The 25,109-nt window shown below is 40.0% G+C and carries 21 protein-coding genes; 14 read left to right on the top strand and 7 right to left on the bottom strand.

Annotated features, from left to right (window positions below):
- Positions 1 to 93 precede the first annotated feature (93 nt).
- The 9 genes from ACPPVU_RS21085 (at position 94) to ACPPVU_RS21045 (ending at position 10,258) form a co-directional block, all read left to right on the top strand.
- Positions 94 to 1,626 (top strand): phytoene desaturase family protein, encoded by a 1,533-nt coding sequence (locus ACPPVU_RS21085; protein ID WP_426668715.1) that lies wholly within the window; start codon positions 94 to 96, stop codon positions 1,624 to 1,626.
- Positions 1,623 to 2,459, top strand: a complete 837-nt coding sequence (locus tag ACPPVU_RS21080; RefSeq protein ID WP_426668714.1) for a phytoene/squalene synthase family protein — start codon at positions 1,623 to 1,625, stop codon at positions 2,457 to 2,459. Before ACPPVU_RS21085 ends, ACPPVU_RS21080 begins: the two co-directional genes overlap by 4 nt.
- Positions 2,460 to 2,543: 84 nt before the next feature.
- Positions 2,544 to 3,065: an isopentenyl-diphosphate Delta-isomerase gene (gene idi / locus ACPPVU_RS21075; RefSeq protein WP_426668713.1), complete on the top strand. Its 522-nt coding sequence runs from the start codon at positions 2,544 to 2,546 to the stop codon at positions 3,063 to 3,065.
- 2 nt (positions 3,066 to 3,067) lie between these two features.
- The gene (locus ACPPVU_RS21070; RefSeq protein ID WP_426668712.1) at positions 3,068 to 3,538 is read left to right on the top strand and encodes a sterol desaturase family protein; all 471 of its coding nucleotides are present in this window, start codon (positions 3,068 to 3,070) and stop codon (positions 3,536 to 3,538) included.
- The gene (locus ACPPVU_RS21065) at positions 3,535 to 4,239 is read left to right on the top strand and encodes a lycopene cyclase domain-containing protein (protein ID WP_426668711.1); all 705 of its coding nucleotides are present in this window, start codon (positions 3,535 to 3,537) and stop codon (positions 4,237 to 4,239) included. Before ACPPVU_RS21070 ends, ACPPVU_RS21065 begins: the two co-directional genes overlap by 4 nt.
- A gap of 132 nt (positions 4,240 to 4,371) precedes the next feature.
- Positions 4,372 to 6,282: a hypothetical protein gene (locus ACPPVU_RS21060; protein WP_426668710.1), complete on the top strand. Its 1,911-nt coding sequence runs from the start codon at positions 4,372 to 4,374 to the stop codon at positions 6,280 to 6,282.
- Between the two features lie 270 nt (positions 6,283 to 6,552).
- Complete coding sequence (locus ACPPVU_RS21055) at positions 6,553 to 6,909, top strand: RNA recognition motif domain-containing protein (protein WP_426668709.1); 357 nt, start codon at positions 6,553 to 6,555, stop codon at positions 6,907 to 6,909.
- A gap of 326 nt (positions 6,910 to 7,235) precedes the next feature.
- Positions 7,236 to 8,684, top strand: coding sequence for a DUF3943 domain-containing protein (locus ACPPVU_RS21050; protein WP_426668708.1), 1,449 nt, complete (start codon positions 7,236 to 7,238; stop codon positions 8,682 to 8,684).
- A gap of 221 nt (positions 8,685 to 8,905) precedes the next feature.
- On the top strand, positions 8,906 to 10,258 hold the full coding sequence (locus ACPPVU_RS21045; RefSeq protein ID WP_426668707.1) for a BamA/TamA family outer membrane protein: 1,353 nt from the start codon (positions 8,906 to 8,908) through the stop codon (positions 10,256 to 10,258).
- Between the two features lie 151 nt (positions 10,259 to 10,409).
- Here the strand turns inward: ACPPVU_RS21045 and ACPPVU_RS21040 are convergent, their stop codons facing one another.
- The 6 genes from ACPPVU_RS21040 to ACPPVU_RS21015 form a co-directional block, all read right to left on the bottom strand.
- The gene (locus ACPPVU_RS21040) at positions 10,410 to 12,743 is read right to left on the bottom strand and encodes a mechanosensitive ion channel family protein (protein WP_426668706.1); all 2,334 of its coding nucleotides are present in this window, start codon (positions 12,741 to 12,743) and stop codon (positions 10,410 to 10,412) included.
- A 10-nt stretch (positions 12,744 to 12,753) separates the two neighbouring features.
- A complete protein-coding gene (locus ACPPVU_RS21035) occupies positions 12,754 to 13,470 on the bottom strand; it encodes a porin family protein (protein ID WP_426668705.1) in 717 nt (238 codons plus the stop codon).
- Between the two features lie 12 nt (positions 13,471 to 13,482).
- The gene (locus ACPPVU_RS21030) at positions 13,483 to 14,631 is read right to left on the bottom strand and encodes a hypothetical protein (RefSeq protein WP_426668704.1); all 1,149 of its coding nucleotides are present in this window, start codon (positions 14,629 to 14,631) and stop codon (positions 13,483 to 13,485) included.
- Between the two features lie 52 nt (positions 14,632 to 14,683).
- Positions 14,684 to 14,953: a hypothetical protein gene (locus ACPPVU_RS21025; RefSeq protein WP_426668703.1), complete on the bottom strand. Its 270-nt coding sequence runs from the start codon at positions 14,951 to 14,953 to the stop codon at positions 14,684 to 14,686.
- Positions 14,954 to 15,380: 427 nt separating this feature from the next.
- The gene (locus tag ACPPVU_RS21020; RefSeq protein ID WP_426668702.1) at positions 15,381 to 17,837 is read right to left on the bottom strand and encodes an arylsulfatase; all 2,457 of its coding nucleotides are present in this window, start codon (positions 17,835 to 17,837) and stop codon (positions 15,381 to 15,383) included.
- Positions 17,838 to 18,265: 428 nt separating this feature from the next.
- Entirely contained in the window at positions 18,266 to 18,973 is a 708-nt protein-coding gene (locus tag ACPPVU_RS21015) for an NUDIX hydrolase (RefSeq protein ID WP_426668701.1), read from the bottom strand.
- A gap of 326 nt (positions 18,974 to 19,299) precedes the next feature.
- On the opposite strand from ACPPVU_RS21015, the gene ACPPVU_RS21010 reads away from it, so the two are divergent.
- The 5 genes from ACPPVU_RS21010 to ACPPVU_RS20990 all read left to right on the top strand — a co-directional run bounded on the left by ACPPVU_RS21010 (position 19,300) and on the right by ACPPVU_RS20990 (position 23,967).
- Positions 19,300 to 20,820 carry a right-handed parallel beta-helix repeat-containing protein gene (locus tag ACPPVU_RS21010; RefSeq protein WP_426668700.1) on the top strand — a complete coding sequence of 507 codons (1,521 nt, stop codon included), beginning with the start codon at positions 19,300 to 19,302 and terminating at the stop codon, positions 20,818 to 20,820.
- A gap of 123 nt (positions 20,821 to 20,943) precedes the next feature.
- On the top strand, positions 20,944 to 21,891 hold the full coding sequence (locus tag ACPPVU_RS21005) for a glycoside hydrolase family 43 protein (protein ID WP_426668699.1): 948 nt from the start codon (positions 20,944 to 20,946) through the stop codon (positions 21,889 to 21,891).
- A 93-nt stretch (positions 21,892 to 21,984) separates the two neighbouring features.
- The gene (rhaM, locus tag ACPPVU_RS21000) at positions 21,985 to 22,299 is read left to right on the top strand and encodes an L-rhamnose mutarotase (protein WP_426668698.1); all 315 of its coding nucleotides are present in this window, start codon (positions 21,985 to 21,987) and stop codon (positions 22,297 to 22,299) included.
- Positions 22,300 to 22,812: 513 nt separating this feature from the next.
- Positions 22,813 to 23,367 (top strand): glycine zipper domain-containing protein, encoded by a 555-nt coding sequence (locus tag ACPPVU_RS20995; protein ID WP_426668697.1) that lies wholly within the window; start codon positions 22,813 to 22,815, stop codon positions 23,365 to 23,367.
- An 87-nt stretch (positions 23,368 to 23,454) separates the two neighbouring features.
- The gene (locus tag ACPPVU_RS20990) at positions 23,455 to 23,967 is read left to right on the top strand and encodes a nuclear transport factor 2 family protein (protein ID WP_426668696.1); all 513 of its coding nucleotides are present in this window, start codon (positions 23,455 to 23,457) and stop codon (positions 23,965 to 23,967) included.
- 821 nt (positions 23,968 to 24,788) lie between these two features.
- Here ACPPVU_RS20990 and ACPPVU_RS20985 read toward each other — a convergent pair.
- Positions 24,789 to 24,974 (bottom strand): hypothetical protein, encoded by a 186-nt coding sequence (locus tag ACPPVU_RS20985; protein ID WP_426668695.1) that lies wholly within the window; start codon positions 24,972 to 24,974, stop codon positions 24,789 to 24,791.
- Positions 24,975 to 25,109 lie beyond the last annotated feature (135 nt).

Raw genomic sequence — 25,109 nt, 5'->3', positions numbered from 1 at the left:
ATGATAGTCCGATATATCTTTCTGGTAATACGAGGATGATTTCCGGCCTTGATTTAGGTAAATCAGTATATTGGCTCCGCAATTTGTTTGACTTTGAACAAAGCACTCATGCTATCGCTTATGCCAGTTAACCTGCAAAATAAACGCCCTGAAGTTGCGGTGATCGGTTCCGGTTTCGCCGGGATCAGCGCGGCCGCTTACCTGGCAAAAGGAGGTTGTAGTGTGGATGTCTTTGAAAAAAATACAACGATAGGTGGCCGCGCCAGGCAATATCATACCAATAATGGCTATACTTTTGATATGGGGCCCAGCTGGTATTGGATGCCGGAAATTTTTGAGAAGTTCTTTGCAGATTTTGGTCATAAGCCATCGGATTTTTATCAATTGCAGCTGCTTGATCCTGGTTTTTCGATAATTTATGGTAAAAATGATGTACTGAATGTTCCGGCAAGTTTTGATCAGTTAGTAGAGTTATTTGAGTCCATTGAAAAGGGCAGCGCCGACAAGCTAAAGAAGTTCATGACAGAGGCATCCTACAAATACAAAACAGGAATGGGCAAGCTTGTCTATAAACCAGGATTGTCTTTGTGGGAATTTGCAGATTTTTCACTATTCAAAGGACTTTTCAAACTCCAGGTATTTACATCGTTTAGCAAACACGTAAGAAAATACTTTAAGGATCCGCGCCTGATCGCCCTGATGGAATTTCCTGTGCTTTTTTTGGGTGCTATGCCTGATCAGACACCTGCGCTTTACAGTTTGATGAACTATGCAGGTTTGTGTTTAGGAACCTGGTACCCGCAAGGAGGCTTCGGAAAAGTGATCGATGCGATGAAGCAGGTGGCTGAAGAGCAAGGGGTAGTATTTCATACGGATGATGAAGTTGATAAGTTAATGATCGAAGACTCCTGTATCAAGAGACTGATAACTCAAAAACATATAAAATCTTATACAGGTGTGGTCGCTGCTGCCGATTATCACTACGTGGAGAAAAACCTATTGAGTGCGGAATATCGTAACTATTCCGAAGAATATTGGGACAAACGTGTGATGGCACCATCAGCCCTGATTTTTTACGTTGGAGTAAAAAAGAAGATAAATAAGCTAAGGCATCATAACTTGTTTTTTGATGAGGATTTACAGCAGCATGCATATGAAATATATAAGCAACCTAACTGGCCGCAGAAGCCATTATTTTATGTATGCTGTGCTTCTAAAACTGACCCTTTAGTTGCCCCCGCAGGACATGAAAACCTGTTTATACTGATGCCTTTGGCGGTCGGTTTGGAGGATAGCGAGGATATGCGTGAGCGTTATTTTGAATTAATTATGGACCGCCTGGAGGCTTATACTACTGAAGATATTCGTAATTCTATGGATTATAAAAAGAGTTATTGTATTAAGGATTTTATACAGGACTATCATGCTTACAAAGGCAACGCTTACGGGCTGGCTAATACCCTGATGCAAACCGCACATTTAAAGCCTTCCGTTAAAAATAAGTCGATCGGGAATTTATTTTATGCAGGGCAGCTTACAGTTCCGGGTCCGGGAGTACCGCCCGCTATTATTTCCGGTCAGATAGCCGCGGGACAACTATTGAATCATCTGGAGGGCACGATATGAAAGAAAGATTTGATCGGCTATCAGCCGAGTGCAGCAAGATCACGACCAGGAGGTACAGCACCAGCTTCTCTTTGGGTATTTATTTTTTAGACAGGAGGCTGCATGATCCCATCTACTCCATCTACGGCTTTGTACGCCTTGCGGATGAGATCGTCGATAGTTTTCATGACTACAACAAACCATACCTGCTGGAAAAGTTTAAGGTGGATTGCTTTGAAGCGATAGAGCAGGGGATCAGCCTTAACCCGGTACTTAATTCTTTTCAGCGCGTGGTTAGGCAATATGAAATTGATCATCAGTTGATTCATCTGTTCCTGCGCAGTATGGAAATGGATCTGGAAGAAAGCCGTTATACAGCCAAAAAGTATGAAGAGTATGTATTAGGTTCGGCCCAGGTGGTAGGCCTGATGTGCCTTCGGGTATTTGCCGGTGGCAATGAAGAGATTTATAAGCATCTTGAGGTCCCGGCTATGAAATTGGGTTCGGCATTTCAAAAAGTGAATTTCCTGCGTGATACCCAGGCCGATTACTCCCAGCTTAACCGGACCTATTTTCCGGGAGTGGACATATTGCGCTTTACTGATATAGAAAAGCAAAAGATTGAGGCTGATATAGAAAACGAATTCGCCGAAGCATTAAAAGGTATCAGGCAATTACCCGCTTCATCAAGAGTAGGGGTATACCTGGCTTACACCTATTACAGGAAACTCTTCAATAAAATACGGCAGTCTACCGCAAAGGAAATATTATCAGAGCGTTTCAGGATATCTAACGGACAAAAATTCCTGTTGATGTTTGATTCTCTTATCCGTAATAAAATTAATGTCTTATGAAAGCTGCCAAACTAAAAAATGCAATTAAGGGTTATATAACCAGCATTAAGTATTAAGCTGAAGACGAAATTAAATGCCGAAGCAATGAGTGAAAATGTAATTTTAGTAGATGAACAGGATCAGGTGATCGGTATTATGCCAAAAATGGAAGCACATTTGCAGGGGAAACTTCATCGTGCTTTTTCAGTTTTTATATTTAATAGCAAGGGAGAATTGTTATTACAGCAACGCGCTGCAGATAAGTATCATTCGGGCGGCAAATGGTCTAATACTTGCTGTAGTCATCCCCGTTCGGGTGAGGACACTCTTGCTGCTGCGCACCGTAGATTATTTGAAGAGATGGGATTAAAGTGTGAACTGAATGAGGCGTTCAGCTTTATCTATAAAGTAGAAATGGATGGGGGCCTTATTGAGCATGAGTACGACCATGTGTACGTTGGCCTTAGCGATGTACTTCCTGTGCCTGATCCGGGTGAAGTAGCTGCTTACTGTTATCAGAATATGACTGAGCTCGAAGAAAAATTAATTAGCAAACCAGATCAATACAGCGAGTGGCTGAAGATATGTTTCAGTCGGGTCAATAACACCTATCATTTATTGATTTGATCATGAAGATACTTATAGATATTGGCTTGATTATAGTCGCCTTTCTGTCGATGGAATGTGTGGCATGGCTCACTCATAAATACCTGATGCACGGTTTGCTATGGATACTTCACCGTGATCATCATCGCAAAGAACAACAGGGCTTTTTTGAGCGTAATGATTTTTTCTTCCTGATCTTTGCACTGCCCGGTATTGCCTGTCTTACAGTCGGTTCTGCTTATGGTGTCTCTGTGGTTTTATGGATAGGTATAGGGATCACGCTGTACGGTTTTTGCTATTTCCTGATACATGACATTTTTATTCATCAGCGCTTCAGTATATTCAGGAATACCGATAACTGGTATCTGAAAGGGATACGCCGGGCACATAAAATGCATCATAAACACCTGGATAAGCACGATGGCGAATGTTTTGGCATGTTATGGGTGCCATTTAAATATTATATGGAGCCCGGTCAAAAAGCGGCCAAATGAAATACACTTATTTGTTGATCGACCTTTGCTCGGTATTGGTGCCGTTCATTTTCTCATTTCATCCGGGTGTTCGATTTGATCGTACCTGGAAGTCACTTATTCCAGCCATAATTATTACCGGATGGCTTTTTGCCATGTGGGATAGCTACTTCACATTTTTGGGCGTGTGGGGCTTTAACCAACGCTATATTACCGGTATTATGTTCGGAAACCTGCCATTGGAAGAGGTTTTGTTTTTTATCTGCATACCCTTTTCCTGCATATTTACTTTTTATTGTTTAATAAAACATATCAAAGTCAACTTATCGCTAAATACAGCTGGCTGGATCAATCTGTCTGCTGTATCTATCCTTGTCCTCCTTGCGGGTTTCTACCATGAACAGGTATATACTTTTTATACTTTTATTTTCCTGGCGATCCTGATCGCCATTGCTCATTTTATATTACAGGCTGAATGGCTGATACGCTTTTACTGTATCTACATCATTTTGCTGGTGCCTTTTTTTATCGTAAATGGTCTTTTAACTGGAACGGGCCTGGCAGAGCCGGTAGTTTGGTATGATCAAGAGGAAATGATCGGGGTCCGTTTACTTACTATTCCTATTGAAGACTTTTTCTATGGGATGGCGCTTGTATTATTAAACTTGCTGATCTATAATTTCCTGGAACAGGGAAGCCCTGCTAAAATCGAATCTGAATAATTCATACCTGTTCCATATTCAAATATGGAACACTTCCCTACTTGTCATATCCCCTTATTGTAATACCCGTTCAATAATTTTATGTGTTATTTGATGCGGCTGTTCCGGTGCGCATTGACAAATCGATAAAAAATGTATCTCAGATCATTTACTTTTTTTTTGAAAGGGCTAACTTATATCGGCCTGGTATTTACAATTATTTTATTCGGTTCGGCAAATAGCTATGGATGGGTTTACCCTGAACACAGGCAAATTGCCTTGCTTGCTATCCAAAATCTCAACCCTGAATATCGTGCTATCCTGGACAGGCTTTGGACCGAAGCGAGTAAGAAATATTCAGACCGGCTTACAGAATCGGTAATAGATCCGGGGCAAAGCATCAAACCCGCAAAACTTGATTACGCCTCCTGGACCGCCATCAGCGGAGATCATAGCTGTTCGCCACAGCTCATGTTAAACACCATTTTACATTCTGATTGGATATTAAAAGTTGCAGATATTGCTGCGCAATTGAAAATAGATCTCGCAAATGCAAAAACCAGGTATCAGGAAATTAATGCCATCCGTAATTCAGATATAAAGCTCCAAAGGGCAGATATGGAATATGCTACAAGGGCCGGCTCCAATAATGTTCATTTCCTTTTGGCCCGCCCAAAATTCGATACCGACCTGGAAGAATATCTTACCGCCTGTCTTTCACACGGTGCCCCGCTTAACGCCTTAGGCGCTTATTCATGGTTTCATATCAGTGCAACCCAAAAGGCTGCAAGATATGCAAATGAGAACCTGCCAGCTGATGAAAAAGAAGCTTTGATCCTGGCTGCTCTTGCTGATGAAGCATTTGCGTTGCATTTTCTTGAGGATTCCTTCGCAGCAGGCCATATTGCAGGCACATGGGGCAATGCTTCTCTTCGTAAAGGAACGCATGATTATTACAATGAAAAAGGCATTGAGGTTGTTTCATGGAATGGGAAAAGAATGATCCTCAAGGGGGATGCATATATGCGCCCGGAAGATGCTGCGATTGCTTCTGCTAGTGTGAGGTTAAGCCTTGAACAGTTTCTTGATGCTGCAAACGGTAAATTGCAATTAGACTACAAGAACAATAAAATTTCTTCTACTAATCTTCCTGATACTTTAAACATATGCAAAAACAATGTGATGCCAGTTCATACAGGAGATTTCAAATATATTAGGGAGATTTTAACCAGAACCCCTGTACCGGGACTGGCAACAGGCTTGGGTGAACTTCCCAGGTTCCGTTCAGAAATGGGCACGTTTATAGGTGTATCTTCAGCATTAAACAGCGACGCAATATCCGGTGGTTTTGGTAAAAATCAGACACAGGCGGGCGCAATGGCAGGAATTGAGGCCAATATACGTTTCGGTTTGGGGCTGGAGGGCGTATTGAATGAAGCAGGCGATGGTCTGGTTTATATTCAATTTGGCTGGAAGATAAATGGTTCATCAACAACCCAGTTTGTTAATCCGGGTATTCAAAACCATGAAAGTTCAATTACATCGGCTATTCCCGGACAATCAGCCTATAATTTTAGACTACGTCTTCCTTTCTGGCTAATCCCAGGCGATTTGCTGATTGCAGGGCCAATTTTATATCTTATCTCACCCGAAACCTTAACTAAGATGGCCGTAACCGCGGGCAATGGGGGACTTATTCCGTGGCAGGCTGGAATAGCGACTGAGATTGGTCGCTTTCAGTTTGTCCTTGGTAGAGAGATCGGAGTTTCATTATTCGGCTTGAATACGCCAATACAGTCACTTTTAATTCCTATTGGCAACAAACAGGCCACATTAATATCTTATAAATCTACTCAACTCGATTTTCCAATACTCGAGTATCAGCCATTTCGCAGATCTTTTTCGCAAGTGCAGAGCTCAAGCCTGCTCGTTCAACTAACCGGAGGTGTTACGATTCCTCACCACGCCGCAGTTATTGCACCGGTCGACGCTGCACTCCCGGAGTTAAAATCAGTATATCAAATTGGTATCAGGATCGTATTTGACTGGAGACATTATTTTTAATAAGCCCGTAATTTTTAAAAAATGCAATTAGTCAAACAATCAACTATCAATTTATCAATATGTTGTTTTAAAGTAAAATCAGAAACGTGTAATCGAATAAATATCAAAAAAATTATTAAGATTCGATCCTTTTTAATTTAGATGTGAATAAAAATCTAAATGCAAATTGCTTATTTACAGATATTTATAAATTATGTTCAAATTTTTTGAAATGAAATCGTGATCAAATGCTAATGAGAGATTATCTTTATAATCTCATTTAAAGATTGAATGGTTAAGTTATTTGTAGGTGGGTTCCCGCTGGACATGGAAGAGATAGATTTGGTAAAATTGGTTATGCCATTCGGCCAGGTCAGTACTATAAAGATAGTTAGGGATAAAAAGACCAGAATTTGTAAGGGTTATGCTTTTCTGGAAATGCATGACCGGGAAGCAGCCGAAGAAGTAATTAAAAATTTGAGCGGCTATCCAATAGGAGACCGAACTCTTAGCTTAAGCATAAGGGAAGAAAAAGCTACGGACCAGAGTCAACCACTCCCATCAGCTACAAGAGTTAGTCCAATGGTAAAGTATACCAAAGTGGAAAGGTCATCTGATCCTGTAAAAAAGAAAAGACCCAGGAAATAGTTTGGTTATTGGCTGCAGAATTGCTTTCTGTCAAACCTTACGTGTTAAATAAATAGGCCGGGGCTTATTCTCAAAACAGCTTCGCTGATAACTATTTTGTGTTTTCATTTCAGTTACTCCTTCCGGATGTTTTTTTCAATTCAGTGGCTAGAGACCTCGCCCTCCCCCGGGGTGTTTAACGATCTGATTTTCCATAACAGTTAAATATTGGTTTCATTTTTAAATGTGCCACGTCATTAAGCTCAATCTCTATTAAATTATTGGGGGTTACAGCTTACCTTGGAGTATTATTATTATTATTAGTGATACTCATAAGATTTTCTCATATGATAGCTACAAAAAATATTACCACGGAACGTATATTTTATTGTTTGTTGCTTTTATTCATAATTACCGGATATAGCAAACCCGTATATGCGGCATCGGGCGATACTTCAAAAACTTTGGTTGTGCAAATTTCAACGGATACAACAGCAAAGATAACGCCGATAGATTCAACGATTGTAAAAAAGAGGTTTTGGCGGGCTTCCGGCGAATTAATGTTAGCGCAAATAATACCCTGGGCATATAATTACTTTGTACGCGATGCTGAGTTTGCGCACGTTACATTTGCGAGCATAGGACATAATTTGAAGCTGAGCAATTGGGAGTGGGATGATAATAACTTTACTACCAACCAAATCGCACATCCTTACCAGGGAAACTTGTATTTCAATGCATTCAGATCTAACGGTTACAGCTTTTGGCAATCGGCACCTGCCTCTTTTGCAGGCAGCTTTATGTGGGAAGTAGCTGGTGAAACGCACCCTCCTGCGCCTAACGATTTTATTAACACCAGTGTAGGCGGTATAATCCTGGGCGAAATGACTCATCGTGTATCAAACCGGATCATCAATAAAAAGCAGCGGGGTGTGAAAAGACAGGTGAGCGAAGTGTTTGGGTTTTTGATTGATCCGATGGGTGGATTTAACAGACTCTTAGATGGCAAGTGGGGCCGGGTATCTACTGTACCCTTAACAGATCTGGATACAATGGCTATGGCAGGAGAATTAGATATAGGTGCCAGGCAGATCAATGAACATACCGGTAATCTGTTTACTAAAGGAAAAGCAGGTTGGTATGCCCGGTTACGACTATTATATGGAGACCCTTTTAAACCTTCAAAAACGCCATTCAATAACTTTGATATCAAGGTTGAGTTGGGTGATGATGATACTGCAAAGATAAATAATGTAAGTGTGAACGGACTTTTGTCTTCATGGGAGCTTAAGTCTAATGAAAAGGAAGACCATATAATGTCACTTACGGCCAATTATGATTTTTATCATAATTCATCATTTGAGTATGGGGCGCAATCTGTCACCTTTAGCCTGTATTCTAAATTCACGAACGATAACGACGTTAATTTTACCACCAGGATTGGTGCAGGTGCTGTAATACTGGCTGCTGTACCCGATCCTTACTTATACTACGGCGAGGGCAGAAATTATGATTATGGTCCGGGCTTTAGTTTGATAGGCCAGGCAGGTATAATGGTAAAGAATAAGCTTGCTTTTATATTTAATTACAAAGGCGGTTGGTTTGTAACGATAAATGGTAATAGCTCAACTCATTTTTTGCATACTGCCTCCGGCGAAGTAAGGTACAAGATATTTGACAAATTTTCTATAGGAGCTGAGGGCGGCTATTTAATTTTACGTGGCGACTATAGGGATTATCCCGACTATACCAGCAAATATCCTTTCGTCAGGTTATCAATTGGATTTAGAATTTAGGATATGGTTTTGGAGTCGGGTCTAAGTTTGCCTGGCAATTGCAGCCTGATGTTGCTTATCGTGCATCAAAACTTTTGCAAATTGGCCTTGGCTATCGTTACATTTCCATGGATTATAATGATAATAAATCAGGAAGTGATAGGTTTTTATACGCATGAACGAATACGGTCCTCAAATCCGGATAGGATTAATTTTTAACTATAACATCATAGATCAAAAATGTGAACCTTCTTGAAACATCGAAGTTTGAAATCCCAACCCGGAAATTTCTGTATGCTCTGGGGTGTGTTATAACTTGTGCATTCATTTTAATGATGACCCATGGTTCATGTTATGCGCAGGAAGATACCAAGACCCAGGATTCTATACGTTTAGCTAATGAGGTTGATATTTCTGACATATTTAGAAAGTGGGGAAAAAAACCAAAGAAAACTGTAATAGATACGCCCCGGCAAGGTGTAAAAAATCTTTCTCTGATACCGATCCTTGGCTATAGCCCCGAAAATGGTTTCTTGATAGGAGCAGCTATAAGTGCCACCGAATTTTTGGGAGACCCCAAAATAACCAAACTTTCTACCGCAATGACAAATACGTCATTAACATCAAAAGAACAGATAATTATAAATCTGAGATTTGATATTTATACGACAGATAATAAATGGTATATATCCGGAGATAATCGTTTGCTGTTTTTTACACAGCCTACTTATGGGTTAGGCATATATGGCCTTCATAATCAACATTATACTTTTAGCTGGAATGGTATAAGCACAACAACTCATGACAGCTTGGAACAACCGCTGAACTATAACTATTTACGGTTTTATGAAACCTTCCTGAGAAAGGTAGCTAACGATTGGTACGCAGGAGTTGGCGTGATGGTAGACATTGATACAAAAATTGAGGATGAATCGTTGCGACTGGACTCACCTGTCCATCTCACCTCACATTATATTTATTCAACTGAATATAATTTTAACCAAACACATTATTCCGCAAATGGATTATCACTGCAGGTTATGCACGACAGTCGGGACAATCCGGTGAATCCTTACAAAGGATCTTATTTTAATGTAGCTTTTCGTGTCAACCCGAAAGCTTTAGGAAGTTCACAAAACAGCACAGTTGTTTATTATGAATACCGGACATACATCGGCGTAAATAAAGCAAAACCGGCCAATTTAATAGCATTTTGGCTTTGGGGTGCAAGTGTCACATCGGGGCGTCTTCCTTATTTGGATTTGCCGTCAATTACCTGGGATACTTATAACCGATCGGGAAGAGGATATATACAAGGCAGGTTTAGGGGTAACGATATGATTTATGGTGAATCGGAGTTCCGTTTTCAGCTCAGCAAGAACGGTTTATTCGGAGGTGTAACTTTTGTGAACTTTACAACGGCCAGCAATCCGTTGCCATATTCTAATCAACCTCTTTTTAATACAGTTGCACCGGGATACGGCTTCGGGCTTCGCATTAAAATGAATAAAGTTGACCGCACTAACATTACTGCTGATTATGGGAGAAGCTACGGGTTTTCGGGCATCTATTTAAACATAAGAGAAACCTTTTAATTGCAATCAGGCGCTCTTTCATTTATAGTTATTTGCTTAAATCCAGAACCCTTTTCAGTATAAAAATGTTTAGTATGATTAGTTCCAGGATAGTAAACGATATCCACAAGAAAACCTTTTAGTATACTGATTCTTCGGAGATAGAATTTAATTATTTCTGCTCGTTAGTTGATTCCAAATCAATACCTTCTTTTTTAAAAGCATAATACAAATCTGTTAAAACCTTAGTCTTTGTATTTTCCCAATTTCTGGATTCTCCGCACCAGAAGTAGCACTTAATACTTATTCCGGCCGCCTGAATGCTTACGATATTAATAATAGGCTCGGGGTGCTTTAATACACCGGCGCTATTTTTAAAAACATCTTTGATCAACTCGTATACGGCATTCAGATCGGCTTTATATTTGATCATCAAACTGATATCCATAATACGTTGCCCGTTGTTTACCGTCCATTTAATTAAGGCATGAGATAATATTTCGCCATTTGGAATAATTATATCCGGTCCGTTGCTTGTGTGTATTCTGCTTGATCGTATGCCAATATCCCTTATAATACCAGAAAACCCCATTACTTCTATCGAGTCACCAATACGCACTGGTCTTTCTATGGAGATAATAATGCCCGACACGAGATTATTTATAAGGCTTTGAAGTCCAAATCCAATGCCCACACTTAAAGCGCTTATGATGATTGCCAATTTATCTATCGGTATACCTGATGCTGCAAATCCGAGTATTAAGCCGAAACTGACGATACCTATTTTTAATAATAGCTTAGAGTTTTTAAGACTGCTAAACGCTTCTCTGTTTATATTATAGCCATACTCGGTCAAAACTGATGCTATCCTGCTGATTAGAGTCGATACCCAAATAATGATAAAAAAGATAACTATACTCCAGGGCGTGAAAGCAGCCTTGCCCACCTTGATCGGATTATTCAGAAATAAAGAAAGACTGGCAGTTAATCCATCTAAAATATTCAGATTGTCGAGCACAATACTTACCCATACAATAAATGAAAACATATTTAAAAGAATTGTAAATTCTCTTAACAAAGAATCAATTTCAGTATTAAAGGAGGTAGATGCCTGAGTGTGAATAACTTTAAACAGCATTTTTATCAGGTCTGCAAGTATCTGGGTAAACAATATTAAAGCAATAGCTGCAAAAATGAGGTAAGACCCCGTCATAGTAAGTACTTTAGAAAGGCTGGAGTAACCTAATAAATTATAGACCAGAGAGCTGGTACCAAATATTACAAATAATGCCAAAAGTATTTTTGTCGTGTATCCATTATGAAATGAGTAGGTTTTAATAAGCTGGTAGGCGTAGAAGCCAATAAATACACATAGCATATTAATTACCATGGTAATCCATCTTTCTGCTAAAGAGGAATAAATAAGCACATCTGTTGCCCCTATTAAAAAAAACACCACTGAAGAAACCAGCCACAATGACTTTAACTTGCCGGGGATATCGTTATTAGAAATAATTAGTAACGTAATAATGATTCCAACTAAAGCCCATACCAAATCTAAAAATATCAACGGAGGGCTTTTTAAAATAAACGGTATAAATGAAACGGAAATAAGCAGGCTGCTTAAAAATGGCTGCCGATGCAAATATCCTTTCAGATCATCAACATCAACAGCTTGCTTTTTTATAAAATAGTTTATCCAAAAGGCGATCAATAAACAAGCTATTATTATAACAACTATAAAACCAGCCTGATTACTTATATAATACTTAAAAAGCAGATCACTCCTTGATAATGTTTCTTTGATCGCCACAATGAAGGAACGGGGATAGTTAGCGCTGCGGGCATTAAAAAGCCCGGGCTCATCCTTGTTCCATAAATTTTCATTAAGCTCTTCCATTTTGCTCCATGCTTCTCTACGCCTGTCTGAAACAATAACATTATCATTGGTGAACTCTCCTTGTAAATTCTCCAGTAAAACTGAATTTCTTTTATTGATGCTATCGATCTTGTTCCACTTATTAATCACCAGCTCGTATTCTTTTCTCAGTTCGGGATGTTTTATCATATCGAAGCTTTTGTAATGGGTTCGGGAGTTGGAAAATGCAGAAGTCATACTATCTACTTTCACATTATAAGTCACTTCCTCGCTAATTCTATTTCGTAGCCTGTTTAGTTCTGCATTTACCTGATTAAGAAATATATAATTGGATTTTATTTTGCGATAATTTACCCGGTCCTGATAATTGTTAAAATCCTGCTGCAGATCATAGAGGGAGGCGGTAATAGTTTCGAGTTTTAGACGGAGAGTTTTAAGCTCGGTCTCACTTTCCAGCTTCGGAAAAATTTGATTGGTTTGGCTATTCTGTTTTTCCAGCTCGCTCATGACGGAAATCACGGTTGTTTCGGGAACAGGCAAGCTTTTTTTTACACTATCAACAGGTTGACTGTAACCTCGCAATAATGTAAAAAGTATAAAAAAGACCAGGACGGTAAATTGTTTCATTTATTGCTTCCTAATTTATATTTGTTTCCTTTTTCTTCGATTTGCCAATAGGTATACCCACTGTTAAATAGAGCGACCTGTTATACTGGGGTGGTGATGCTTCAGCAGTTACAACATCCACCAATCCGTAATAATATCTCATCTCGATATTCATTCCGTTGCCTCCCATAAGCCGGTAACCTAAACCTGCCACTAAGCCTGCATCCAGAGGCCGAAACTGATCTTTGATCTTCAATTTATAGTTGAGATCATCCTTATCAATTACCTTGTTGGTAAAATCATCAAAAGCGTTATATCGCAATCCTAATTGTGTGCCTCCCTTTACATAAAAGTTGTTTTTGAACATATATTTTATCATCACTGGCACATTAAAATACTCGAGTTTCCTGGTAACACTTCCACCTTTGAATGCACTATCAAGGAGGGCATTATTAAGAGAATATACCGGCAGGTCACCGGCTCCCAGGGCGGATTTTACAATCACCCCGGTATTTAACATCCATGCAGGGTTATTAAATTTGAAGTCGAAATAAAAGCCCAAATTAAATCCGGTATGACTATTGGCTCCCGGTAACCCTTGCATGGTAGACCAGTTGAGGCCACCATCCAACCCGAACTCCACCTTCCCCGAATTTAACTTATCGCCTAACAAAATAGATATCAGCACCTGTGACTTTGCAGAAAAACCAAGAATCAGCATAAACAGGATAAGCAGATATTTTTTCATTCCCCAATAAATTTACAGGCCAAAACGATATTGTAGCCCGGTTAAAAACTGCTGACGGCTTCCCAGAAATCCATACTCCGCCCTCGCCATAAAGTGTTTATTTAGCTGAAACTGACTGCCTACGATGAAATTCCAGGGATCCTTCACCCTTTTGTCCAGCGAATATTGGATGGTTGAGTTGGAAAGAGTGCTGAGCGCGCCGTCCGCAGCGTCTAAGATGTTACCTGCACTAGTTAAAGCAGTATTTGCCGTTTGATACTTTGCCTTATTTACCGGATTGTTTTGTTGTGGAGGCGTCAGGCTATTCCACCAGGTATCAACCTGCGTTTGTGCGTCTGTTACTTTTTGCTGGCCGGCATCAACTTTTGCCTGCATGCTTCCATCAGCAGGTATTACATCTTTTAACGCAATCGATCCCTTGGTTCCGCTGGCAAGTTTTACCCTGAACCCGCCAACCCAAACCGCAATATTTTGATCAGGTTTTTTAAATTTGAACGTTTTACCTACGCGGGGGCCAAACACAGTAACAAATGCAGGTTTTTCTAATGCGCTCACGTCCGACCAGCTAAAGTTCATATCCAGAGCCACCCAGCCGCCCCCCACACCTATCGTGGGGGTGAATCCAAATCCTAAGGTTTGGGCTGTGAAATTAGCTGTGGTGTTGTAATTGAATATTTCGTGCCAAGTGTTATTGGCATCGGGTATCCATATCCCAAAACCAACATTCGTAGATGGTTTTGAAGTAGCAAAAATTCCATATACATTTAAGAAGGGTAGTACCCAGACATCAGGCCTTATAGTTATCGAATTCGTTTCTGACGTAGCCTTATCAAAACGTATTATTTGATCAAGGTTGTGCATCGTGCCGTTATTAAAACCAACACTAAGATTTTCTATAACCAGGTCTGATTTTTGCCAAAGGTAATTTACGCTCACGCCTGCTGAATAAGGTAAATTATAACCTTTCTTAGCCACTTTTTTTCCCCAGATCGGCAGCATATAAGGATAATCCGTTTTTTGGAGACTGTCCTTCAGTTCATTTTCTTTACCAACTTCTTTATTGGTGTATACTTGTCCAAAAGCAGTGGAAGAAAAAATAGTGAGGAAAGACAATAGTATTGCCGCACTAAAAAATCGCTTTTCATTATTTGTGTGTAACATAAGTAGTATTTTAAGGTGATCACTGATGTACCGTAATAAATTGCGGGTATCATTAATGCCGACCCCTGAAGCCGCCACCGCCGCGCTGGAAATTACCTCCGCCGCAGCACTGGAAGTTTTGAAATTTTTGTGTTTGTTGCTGGCCTGTGTTTCTGGCTTTTTCAGAATTATTTAAATTCTGTTGCGTTGCCTTGTTTTTATCTGCCGAATCCCAGCCGCCATTATTATACTGGCTCCAGTTGCCTCCATTGTCCTTCTTATATACATTGCCATCCTTAGCGAGACAAATCCACCTTCTGCCCGTAATGTTTAAAAATTCCATATGAATAGTTTTACTAATTCAAAGCTAAACAGAAGTAAAAGTTAACAGCCATTTGTTGCCGGATGACTGGTTGCATTTTTAAATATGAAACTGATGGAGGATATTATCCCCCTTCGAATGCAAAAAAACCTCTTTCTCCGCCTTGGGCGAAAAGAGAGGTTGGTCGAATGGAGCAACGACCGGTCCAAAGGAATTACTTTGGAGGTGAGTTGAATAGCAAAGCAATTGTAAAGAAGCCTGCATAACGATCAAACTGTATTATTCTCTTTACTTTACTACCCGGACCCTCCCGACTTCCAGGTCTTGTCAACCACAGCTGCGGAGAGAAAACAGCGACCACCAACGCGGTGGCCACTGTTTGTTAAAATGTCTGCCCGGTGTTTTGAATTAATTTTTTTGGTCAATAATACTATCATCGCGGAACCATTCAATCCCTGGCTGCAAATCTTGCCGCTTTTTCCAGATCAGATGCTTTCTTTTTATCAGCCTGGCCAGCAGCAGCTCCCGGATGGGTTTCAATTTTTACCTTATCAAGCTTCCCGCTGAAATGAGCCGGCCCGCCATAATTTGCAACAGGCGTTCCATCATCTGTACCCACATCAGCAAGGTCGTCTACAGAAAATATTCCCGGTTGTGTCATAGCTACACGTCCGCTAGCTGCTTTAGCGCCATCTATAGTAATGGTTCCTGTTCCGCCTTTTCCTAAACCGCCGCCATCGTATTTAAAATCATACACAATGGTATGCTTACCCGGTTTGAGACTTTGGGCAGATACGACGTTGTATGCCGACAATCCGAGATAATTGTACGTAAATACTGGCCGGCCAGCTTTAAGGTAAAATGAAAAACCGCCAAACCTTCCTCCCTGTGCAACCATAACGCCATTAGCATTGGTGGCAACATCCACCTCACTGGTAATTGTGTAAGATGTATTTCTGGTACTGATAAAAATATCTATGCCCATTCCTTTCATTCCTTCACCATATGTAACAGATGTTCTCGCTCCCATAACATCAGGCCGTCCAACTGCCTTTGCATCTGTTCTTTCCAGCGTGCGGTCATCAATAGGAAGCACATGATATTTCTCGGCTTCCGTCATAAACAATGCCTGAAGCTCTTTCAGCTTATCAGGATTTTGAGCTGCAACATCAGTCGACAGGCTGAAGTCATCATTTGAATTATATAATTCCCATGGGTCCTTGTCCAGGGTTTGACTGGGCATTCTTTGCCATGCCGGCCTGTGAATAGTTCTGGCATACCAGCCATCACTATATATTGCCCTGTTGCCAAACATCTCGAAATATTGAACGGTATGCTTTTCTTTCGCATTAGCATCATTAAAACTGTACACCATACTTGTGCCTTCAACCGGGTCCTGTTCAATGCCATTCACCGTTTTAGGCGCCGGTATTTTACATGCTTCATACACCGTTGGAGCCACATCTATGACATGTGTAAACTGCGTACGAATCTCCCCTTTCGCTTTAATGCCTTTGGGCCAATGAATCACCATACCATTGCGTGTGCCACCAAAATCAGAAGCAACCTGTTTTGTCCAGGAAAAAGGAGCATCCATTGCCACCGCCCATCCTGCAGCATAATGCGGATAGGTGTTTGGTCCGCCCCATTCGTCATAATGCTTCATCATATCCTGTAACGATTCACGCACCCCATTGAAATAGGTCATTTCATTGTACACTCCATTCATAGTTCCTTCAGCACTTGCCCCATTGTCACCAACAATATAAATGAACACGGTATTATCCATTACACCCAAATCCTCAATGGCCGAATAAAGGCGCCCAATCTCATGATCGGTATGCTCGCCAAAACCAGCGTACACTTCCATCTGGCGGGCAAACATTTTCTTTTCATCTGGTGATAATTTATCCCAGTCTTTTATGTCCTTGGGTTTAGGAGCCAGCTTAGCATTTTGCGGAACGATGCCAAGTTTTTTCTGGCGCTCCAGTGTTTCTTCCCTCAATTTATCCCAACCCTGGTCAAATTTGCCTTTGTACTTATCTATATATTCTTTAGGTGCGTGATGTGGCGCGTGGGTGGCACCTGTGGCAAAATACATCATGAAAGGTTTATCAGGTGTAAGTGCATGTTGAAAACGTACCCAACTGATGGCCTGGTTTGTCATATCGGTAGTGAAATGATAGTTCGGGTCTTTTGGGACTTCTACTTGCGTAGTACCATCATATACTAATGGTGCCCATTGATTGGTTTCGCCACCAATAAAACCGTAGAATTTATCAAAACCCGAATGAGTGGGCCAACGATCTAAAGGACCAGATACAGAAATTTCCCACGGTGGTGTTTCATGGTACTTTCCAAAAGCGGCTGTGCTGAAGCCATTTTGGCGAAGCACTTCGGCCATTGGAGTAATGGATTGGGGTCTTATGCCATTGTTACCCGGAAAAGCAGTCGCGGTTTCCATGATAGAACCCGCATTGTTGCTATGATGATTATACCCGGTAAGCAGTGCCATCCGTGTTGGCGAGCAGAGTGAGGTAGTGTGAAAACGGGTATAACTGAGACCTTCCGCTGCAATTTTATCGAGTACCGGCATATTGATTGGCCCTCCAAAACGACTGGAAGCGCCAAAGCCCATATCGTCAATTAAAACCACCACCACATTCGGTGCGCCTTTAGGTGCTTTTACTTCCCAGCGTGCCGGTGCTTTGGCATTGCGGGCATCCAGCTCTTTGTAAGTTTGACGGGGAGGCTCATGGATGGGAAGCACCGTTCGGTCCAGTGAATCCGTAGGACTGGTCCCTTCCGCCGTTTCATTTGTTTGTGTTGCAGGTTGCTTACAACTGCTGAAAATGCCAAGCGTTGCAACGACAGCAAGACTCAGGATGGTGATTTTGATTTTCATTTTTGTCTGCATTTTGTTTTTTACCTTAAAACAAATTCTAATTATCACTAATACACAGCTTTGTAGGGAACTGACCAGGTCAAAGCTATTAATGAAAGGCTACAATAAGCATGGATGTATTTTTGTACATGTAGCATATTTTAAGATGAAACTATATTTAAAATATGTTATACCGAACAACTTCCTGGCGACTCTGTAATTAGTTATTCTGTTGTCAAAACTGACTGGGTATCGTATAGGGATTTATTTAATTCAGAAGAGATCCTGAATCCTTTTCAATATAAGGATGCTAAGTGCAATTAATTCCAAAGAAGTAGTGACGATAACCTATCGAACTTATGCGAATAGGTGCTCCATTTGAGTTGTCAACTGGCCAATATTTTTGCGGATTTATAATATTAGTGTTGTTTGATAAAGGAATAAATGAGTTAAAGCAAGAGCGTGTCAGGGTTGGGAATAAAGTTCAAAAATGCCTGGAATTTAGCATAATAGTTCTTCATATTGAGTTGGTAATAGTATGCACCGCGTTTTGATCCGGCCTTATCTTTTTCAGCTAATTTTATTAATAGTCCGGTAGCTAAAACTCTTTTACTGAAGTTTCTTTTATCTATTGTGGTATTAAAAACGCTCTCATAAAGGATTTGTAATTGTGGGATCGTAAACCTGCCGGGCAATAGTTCAAATAAAATTGGGTGCAAAGCCGCTTTATAACGTATTCGTCTTTTGGCTGTTTCAACCATTTCCTGTTGATCAAATATCAGTTTAGGAGTACGTTTTAAAGGGAACCATTCGGCATGGTAATCATTACTTAGCTGTGTTTCATACTTGTGTATATCAATTAAGGCAAAATAAGCAGTTGATACAGTCCGTTCTATCGGGTCGCGTTGTGTGTCACCAAATGTGTGCAGTTGCTCAAGATAAACCCCTTCTAAACCAGTAAGTTGCTTTAATATTCTGTTAGACGCCTGGTCCAGACTTTCATTCGCCTGGACGAACCCGCCCATTAAGCTCCAGTTCCCTTTTTCTGGCTGAAAGCCTCTTTTTATCAAGAGGATCTTTAGTGTTTCACCGTCAAATCCAAAAATAATGCAGTCAACTGCCAATAGGAGCCGGGTTTGTTTAGAATACTTTTGCATTTATAAGTAATTGGTTAAGCAGTTAAGGCAAGGCAAATGTAATGTATTGTGGCATGAAAAAATACAACATCGATTTTAAACAAAAACACATTTAAAGGCTATATGAGTAGTTTAATAGCGTGTTTATCACACTGATAAAGCTGATTTTTTTTAGTTTTATTTAACAATTTTTTACTTCGCTCTCAAACAGGGTCATAAACCACCCTTAAAATTATAAGTCAACACTCAAACAAAATCCGGGATATTAATAACTTGCATAGGAATGCATGATGATCAACTTTGGTCATCATACATTCTTTTACAGGAATCTATAAAAACAATCATAAATGAATTTTAATAAATATATAATTTGCTGCTGCGTTGTTTTTGCTACTGCTTTATTAACAGGTATACAAAGCTTTGCTCAGCATTTAACTGCTTCGAGATCATATTATGTTAGCTTGAGTGGTAACGATAATAATCCGGGCACTAAGAAATCTCCCTTTAAAACTCTTAATAAGATAAACAGTCAGCAACTTGTGGCAGGTGATACAATTTTTTTCAGATCGGGACAAGTTTTTAACGGAAGCCTGTTACTCACTCAAGCTATTAACGGAGCGGCAAATAAGCCTGTTGTAATTACCTCTTACGGTGGTGCACATGCTACTATTAACGCTAAAGATAGCGTTGGCGTTAAAGTTTATAAAGGGCAATATATCAAAATACAACATCTTTCACTTGTTGGTTCTGGTCGTAAAACAGGGAATGTGGAAGATGGGCTTGCTATTAATAATTGTATACAAATCTCTGTTGATGATCTAAATATTTCGGGTTTCCAAAAATCCGGCCTGCGTATCTTCTCTTCAAAAAATGTTGTTGCAAAAAAGGTATTCACGCATGATAACGGGTCGGCAGGTATTACTGTAGAGAGCGCTTATCCTAAGCGGGAGAGCAGCGATATAAAGATTCTGGATTGCCGCGCCGAAAATAATCCCGGCGACCCAACCAATCTGACTAACCACAGCGGTAACGGTATTGTAGTGGGGAATTGCAAAAATGTATTGATAGATCACTGCACAGCAACAAATAATGGTTGGGACATGCCGCGTATTGGCAACGGCCCGGTAGGGATATGGGCCTATGAGGCAGAGAATGTTGTAATTCAGCATTGCCTGTCTTATCGTAACAAAACCTCTAAAGGTGGTGCAGACGGCGGTGGCTTTGACCTGGATGGCGGTGTTACTAATTCTATTGTGCAATATTGTGTCTCTTATGAAAACCAGGGCTCGGGATATTGCATTTTCCAGTATTGGGGAGCAAGTTCATGGCATCATAATATTTTCAGGTATAATATTAGTGAGAATGACGGGACAGTTTCTGACTCACAAGCCGGTTTATATGTATGGAACAGCTCTGATGATGAGAAACAGTTTTATGATTGCGATGTGTATGGAAATATCATTTATAACTCAAAAGTAGCGGCAATCACTTTCTCAGAAAAAAGCGAGAGCAAGGGGATACGTTTTTATAACAATGTATTTGTAGGCAAGGATTCACTCATCAAAGGAATAGATAAAATAGGCGATGTCAAATATCAGGGCAACAATTGGTGGAGTATTGAAAGTGGTTTTAAAATTGATGATATAAAAGACCTTAAAACTTGGGCCGAAAAGACAGGGAAAGAGCAAAAGGATGGCAAAATAGTCGGATTGAATATTAAACCGGATTTTAAGAGTCCCGGAAATGCTGCAATTACATCAGCTTCCCAACTGAAAACATTTACTAATTATCAGTTTCCGGCAAATTCAATTTTAAGAACAAAACCAGTTTATACCGATAAGACCGGTATCAGCAAAATAAAATTATAACACCAGGCGAACTCATCACATTATTGCCATGGAACTTTATAGTACTGGAAGAAAAATAAAATAAATAAAGCTTTGAAATACACAGTTATTGCACTCATTGTGAGCTGCACAATATTTTTAAAAATGGATGCTTTTGCACAGGCATCTGATCTGTCAGTTGATGGTAAATTATATGATACTGATAAAAACCTGATCAATGCCCATGGTGCAGGGATGCTTTATCACGATGGTATTTATTACCTGTTTGGCGAGATTAAAAAAGGAACTACCTGGCGCGTAGCTAATCAAAGCTGGGAAGATTACCGGGTTCCGGCTGGAGGGATATCCTGCTATTCATCAAAAGATCTTAAAAACTGGAGATATGAAGGCGTGGCATTAGCCCCTGTAAAAGGTGATCCCAAGAGCGATATTGACACTGGTAAAGTTATAGAGCGCCCAAAAGTTATTTATAATACCAAAACAAAGCAGTTTGTGATGTGGATGCATATTGATGCTAAGGATTATTCTTATTCACAATCAGGCGTAGCGGTGAGCAAAACTCCTGCCGGGCCTTATCATTATATCAAGAGTGTAAAGCCTAATGGCCAGATGTCGAGAGATATGACCTTGTTTAAAGATGATGATGGCAAAGCCTATTTGATCTATTCATCCGAGCAAAACAATACGATGCAGGTTTGTCTGTTAAGCGATGATTATCTACATCCCACAAAAACTTATAGCCGCATATTAATTAACCGTCGTCGCGAGGCGCCTGCTTTGTTTAAAAATAATGGCAAATATTATTTAATCACTTCTGATTGCACGGGTTGGTCGGCCAATGCGGCAACTTATGCTATTGCTGATAAGGTATTAGGGCCATACAAAGAATATGGTAACCCCTGCAAAGGACTGCGAGCAAATACCACTTTCGAATCGCAAAGTACTTACGTGCTGCCTTTGAAAGAAAAAAACACCTACTTGTTTATGGCTGATCATTGGAATAAAACCGACCTTGAAAAATCAGACTATTTATGGCTGCCACTAAAGGTTGAGAACGGGAAGGTTGAAATTATAAATGATGCGAAGAAATAACATGATAAAGCTTAAGGAGTTAACCGGATGAGCCACTAAAGACAACGTAACCATTGATAAAAGCAATTAATTGAAGATTTTAAATAGAACGGAATGGAACGCATCGCCTTTAAAATGAAACTCCTGCCCGGCTGTGCTGAAGAGTACAAAAAGCGCCATGATAAGATATGGCCGCACCTGGTGATCCTGCTTAAAGAAACTGGGATCAGCGATTACTCCATTTTTTTGGATGAGGAAACCAATATTTTGTTCGGCGTTTTAAAGGCAGATAAGGTAAGTGAAATTGATAAACTTCCGCAAAATCTAATTATGCAGGAATGGTGGGAGTACATGGATGATATTATGGAAACCAATGCAGATAGTTCGCCTGTAAGCACGCTATTGAAAGATGTTTTTTATTTACCTTAGATAGTACCAATTAAACCATGCAAAATAAAGCCAGCCTTAAGATTGGGCAGGTTCTGCTCTGTGCGATAGTTTTTTTATTTGCTTCAACGCTTTACGCTTAAAAAAGATACAATTAACGTGAATTGAAATGATCAGGTAACTGTATCCAAAACCCCACCGCCAAAATGAACGCAATCCAGGATTGATCCGTTGCATATTCTAAATTGGAACTACATAGAGAATAGATTAACAATACTATCATCACAATTTGAAATAAATTGCATCATTTTATTATCAATCAAGCTTCGCAAATATTGATATACATAAACATGCCGATTTATACGTAATCATATTACTAATAATCTATACGATCATATATCAACTAAGAACTCACAAAAGCATTCTGGTTTGTATGTTAATTGGATAGATTATTAGAACTTATGCTCAACAGTTTCGTGTTTTTATTGCAGAAATTCCTAACGCACAGTTGTTGAATGAATGAAGTATACTTCATAATTTAAAATAAACTAAAAAATGGAAACAACTTTTTTCTCTAAAGCCATTATCCGGTTTTTATTACTGGCTATGATCCTGGGATTTTCTGAAACAATTCTTGCCCAGGCGCCACCGGCATTACCCGACACTTCAAAAATGACCTATAACCAGATATCAAGTGGTTTGAAATTATATGTGTTCCCGGCCAAAGGACAAAGCAAACAACAACAAAAAAAAGATGAATTTGAATGTTATAAATGGGCAATGGAGCAATCAGGCATTGATCCGTTGAACCTTCCAAAAGTTGCGGTTGCACCTGCTGAAACCGGGCCTACCGGTGGCGCTGTTAAAGGTGGCGCCAAGGGAGCTGCGGCAGGTGTTGCCATTGGCGCTATTGCAGGCGATGCGGGTAAAGGAGCAGCTATTGGTGCTGTCGCCGGCGGGGTAGCCGGTAGAAGGGCGGGGAAAAATGCACAAAAGCAACAAAACCAGCAGGCACAGGCAGATGCGGCATCTAAAGAACAGGCAATGAAGGACAGTTTTGTAAAGGGTTTTTCAGCATGCATGGAAGGAAAAGGATACACCCTCAAATAGCAGTATAAATAGATTGGTAGACTATTGTCTTAAACTAAAGAATGATTTAAAGCAAACATACACCGCAATAAAAAATTAAATCAAATTATGAAACGAGTGATATTATTAACCGTTATAGGTATTGGCCTTATTTCCTGCACTTCTTCTACCGGCAAAAAAGAAAGTGAAAGCCTGGCCATTGCTAAAAAATATATGGAGGCCGTAGAAACTAACAATCCGGCAATCATGGAATCTCTTCTTGCAGATAATTATATGGGGTATGGCCCCTCTGTGGGTGATTCTACCAACAAGGCAAATGCACTAGCTAACTGGAAATATAATGCTGCCAATTTGTATGAATCTATTAAATATACCCGTCATCAAAACATAGCCGTAACCATTAAAGAAGGCGAACAAGCTGATCAGGGCGACTGGGTTTCCAACTGGGCTTACCTCACCATTAAATACAAAGGCGGAAGGGGTACTGTAAACGCATGGGTAAATGCCATATACAAGATAGAAAACGGTAAAATTGTACGTAGCAGAACTTTTTATAATGAAGCCGACGTGCTGCGGCAATTAGGTTATTCGATGATGCCGCCACAGGATGGGGGATTCTAAATTCTTCACATATGAAAGCTTTTGGGTTAAACTGCACGGTGCCTTCCCGAATTTGCTGTGCACATGATCGCGTATGATGAACCGGCGGTCATAAAAACGCACGGAATGAAACCATTTCTTTATAGCTTTCAGATATCCGATTTTACCAGTAACTCTGGCTCGCTATCTTATGCTTAATGATAACTGTTGTGCCATATGTATACACCAGAGTATACCGCCGAGATTAAAGAAGTCCCTCGTTTAGCGATTAATCTAAAGAAATTCTGAACAGATTTTGGGGATTCTAAAGAGATTCTGAAGTATTTATTAAGAAATTGATATATTAAGATTATCAAATTAATTAATTGAAAATAGGACTGGAATTATAAATAGTATTGCAAAAATCAGGTTCATATGGTTTAAGGCTTTACTGTATATGATGGACGGGGAAGAGGCAAACATGCAAACATGATATTGTCGATAGATGGTAAACAGGTTGGTCAAAAGAGAATCGAACGCACCAATAAAAACTTTTATTTCACTTTAAAACTAATGGGTGAAAACTAACCTACGTGACGCCATGCGAATAACAAAATCGATTATCAAAACTGTTTTGTCGATTCCTTTTTATATTTCATTGCTGATACCCAGGCGCTATGACAATATACCTGATCTTCCAGGGAGTATTAAACGACCCCGTAAAGCAAGGGGCAAAGTAAAAGTATATAAGGCAAAGAATGCCGCTTAAATGATAATACCAGTTTGGCAACCTGTCTACTTATGCAGACCGCGCAATATGCCTGCCACATTTTAAGTTTCTTGCTTTTCGGATTGATGGCAGGCTATGCTACAAATACTAATTCAAAACGGATAATAATTGGCGGCGGTGTTCCGGGTGGCATTTCAATAAATGCACGATTGGTAAGCGAGGTTACCACAGCCACAGCCTGTGCCATATTGGTGCTATCGTAAAAACTAAGTTTTGTCTTGAATATTATTGGTTTCAATGGATTTGATCCCGCTGACATACAGGTAGAGGTTTTGGTAGTTAGTAGATACAAATCCCTTCCATCTGCTGCGGCAGCACGCCATTATAAGGCTGGGAAATATAGATCGTCGGCAAATTCAGGTTATGAAAGATATCAATATTGATTTAAATTGTT

The organism is Mucilaginibacter sp. McL0603 (assembly GCF_049992945.1).
Classification (GTDB): domain Bacteria; phylum Bacteroidota; class Bacteroidia; order Sphingobacteriales; family Sphingobacteriaceae; genus Mucilaginibacter.
Note: the sequence above shows the minus strand (reverse complement) of the source record. Positions and strands in the feature narration are given on the sequence as shown.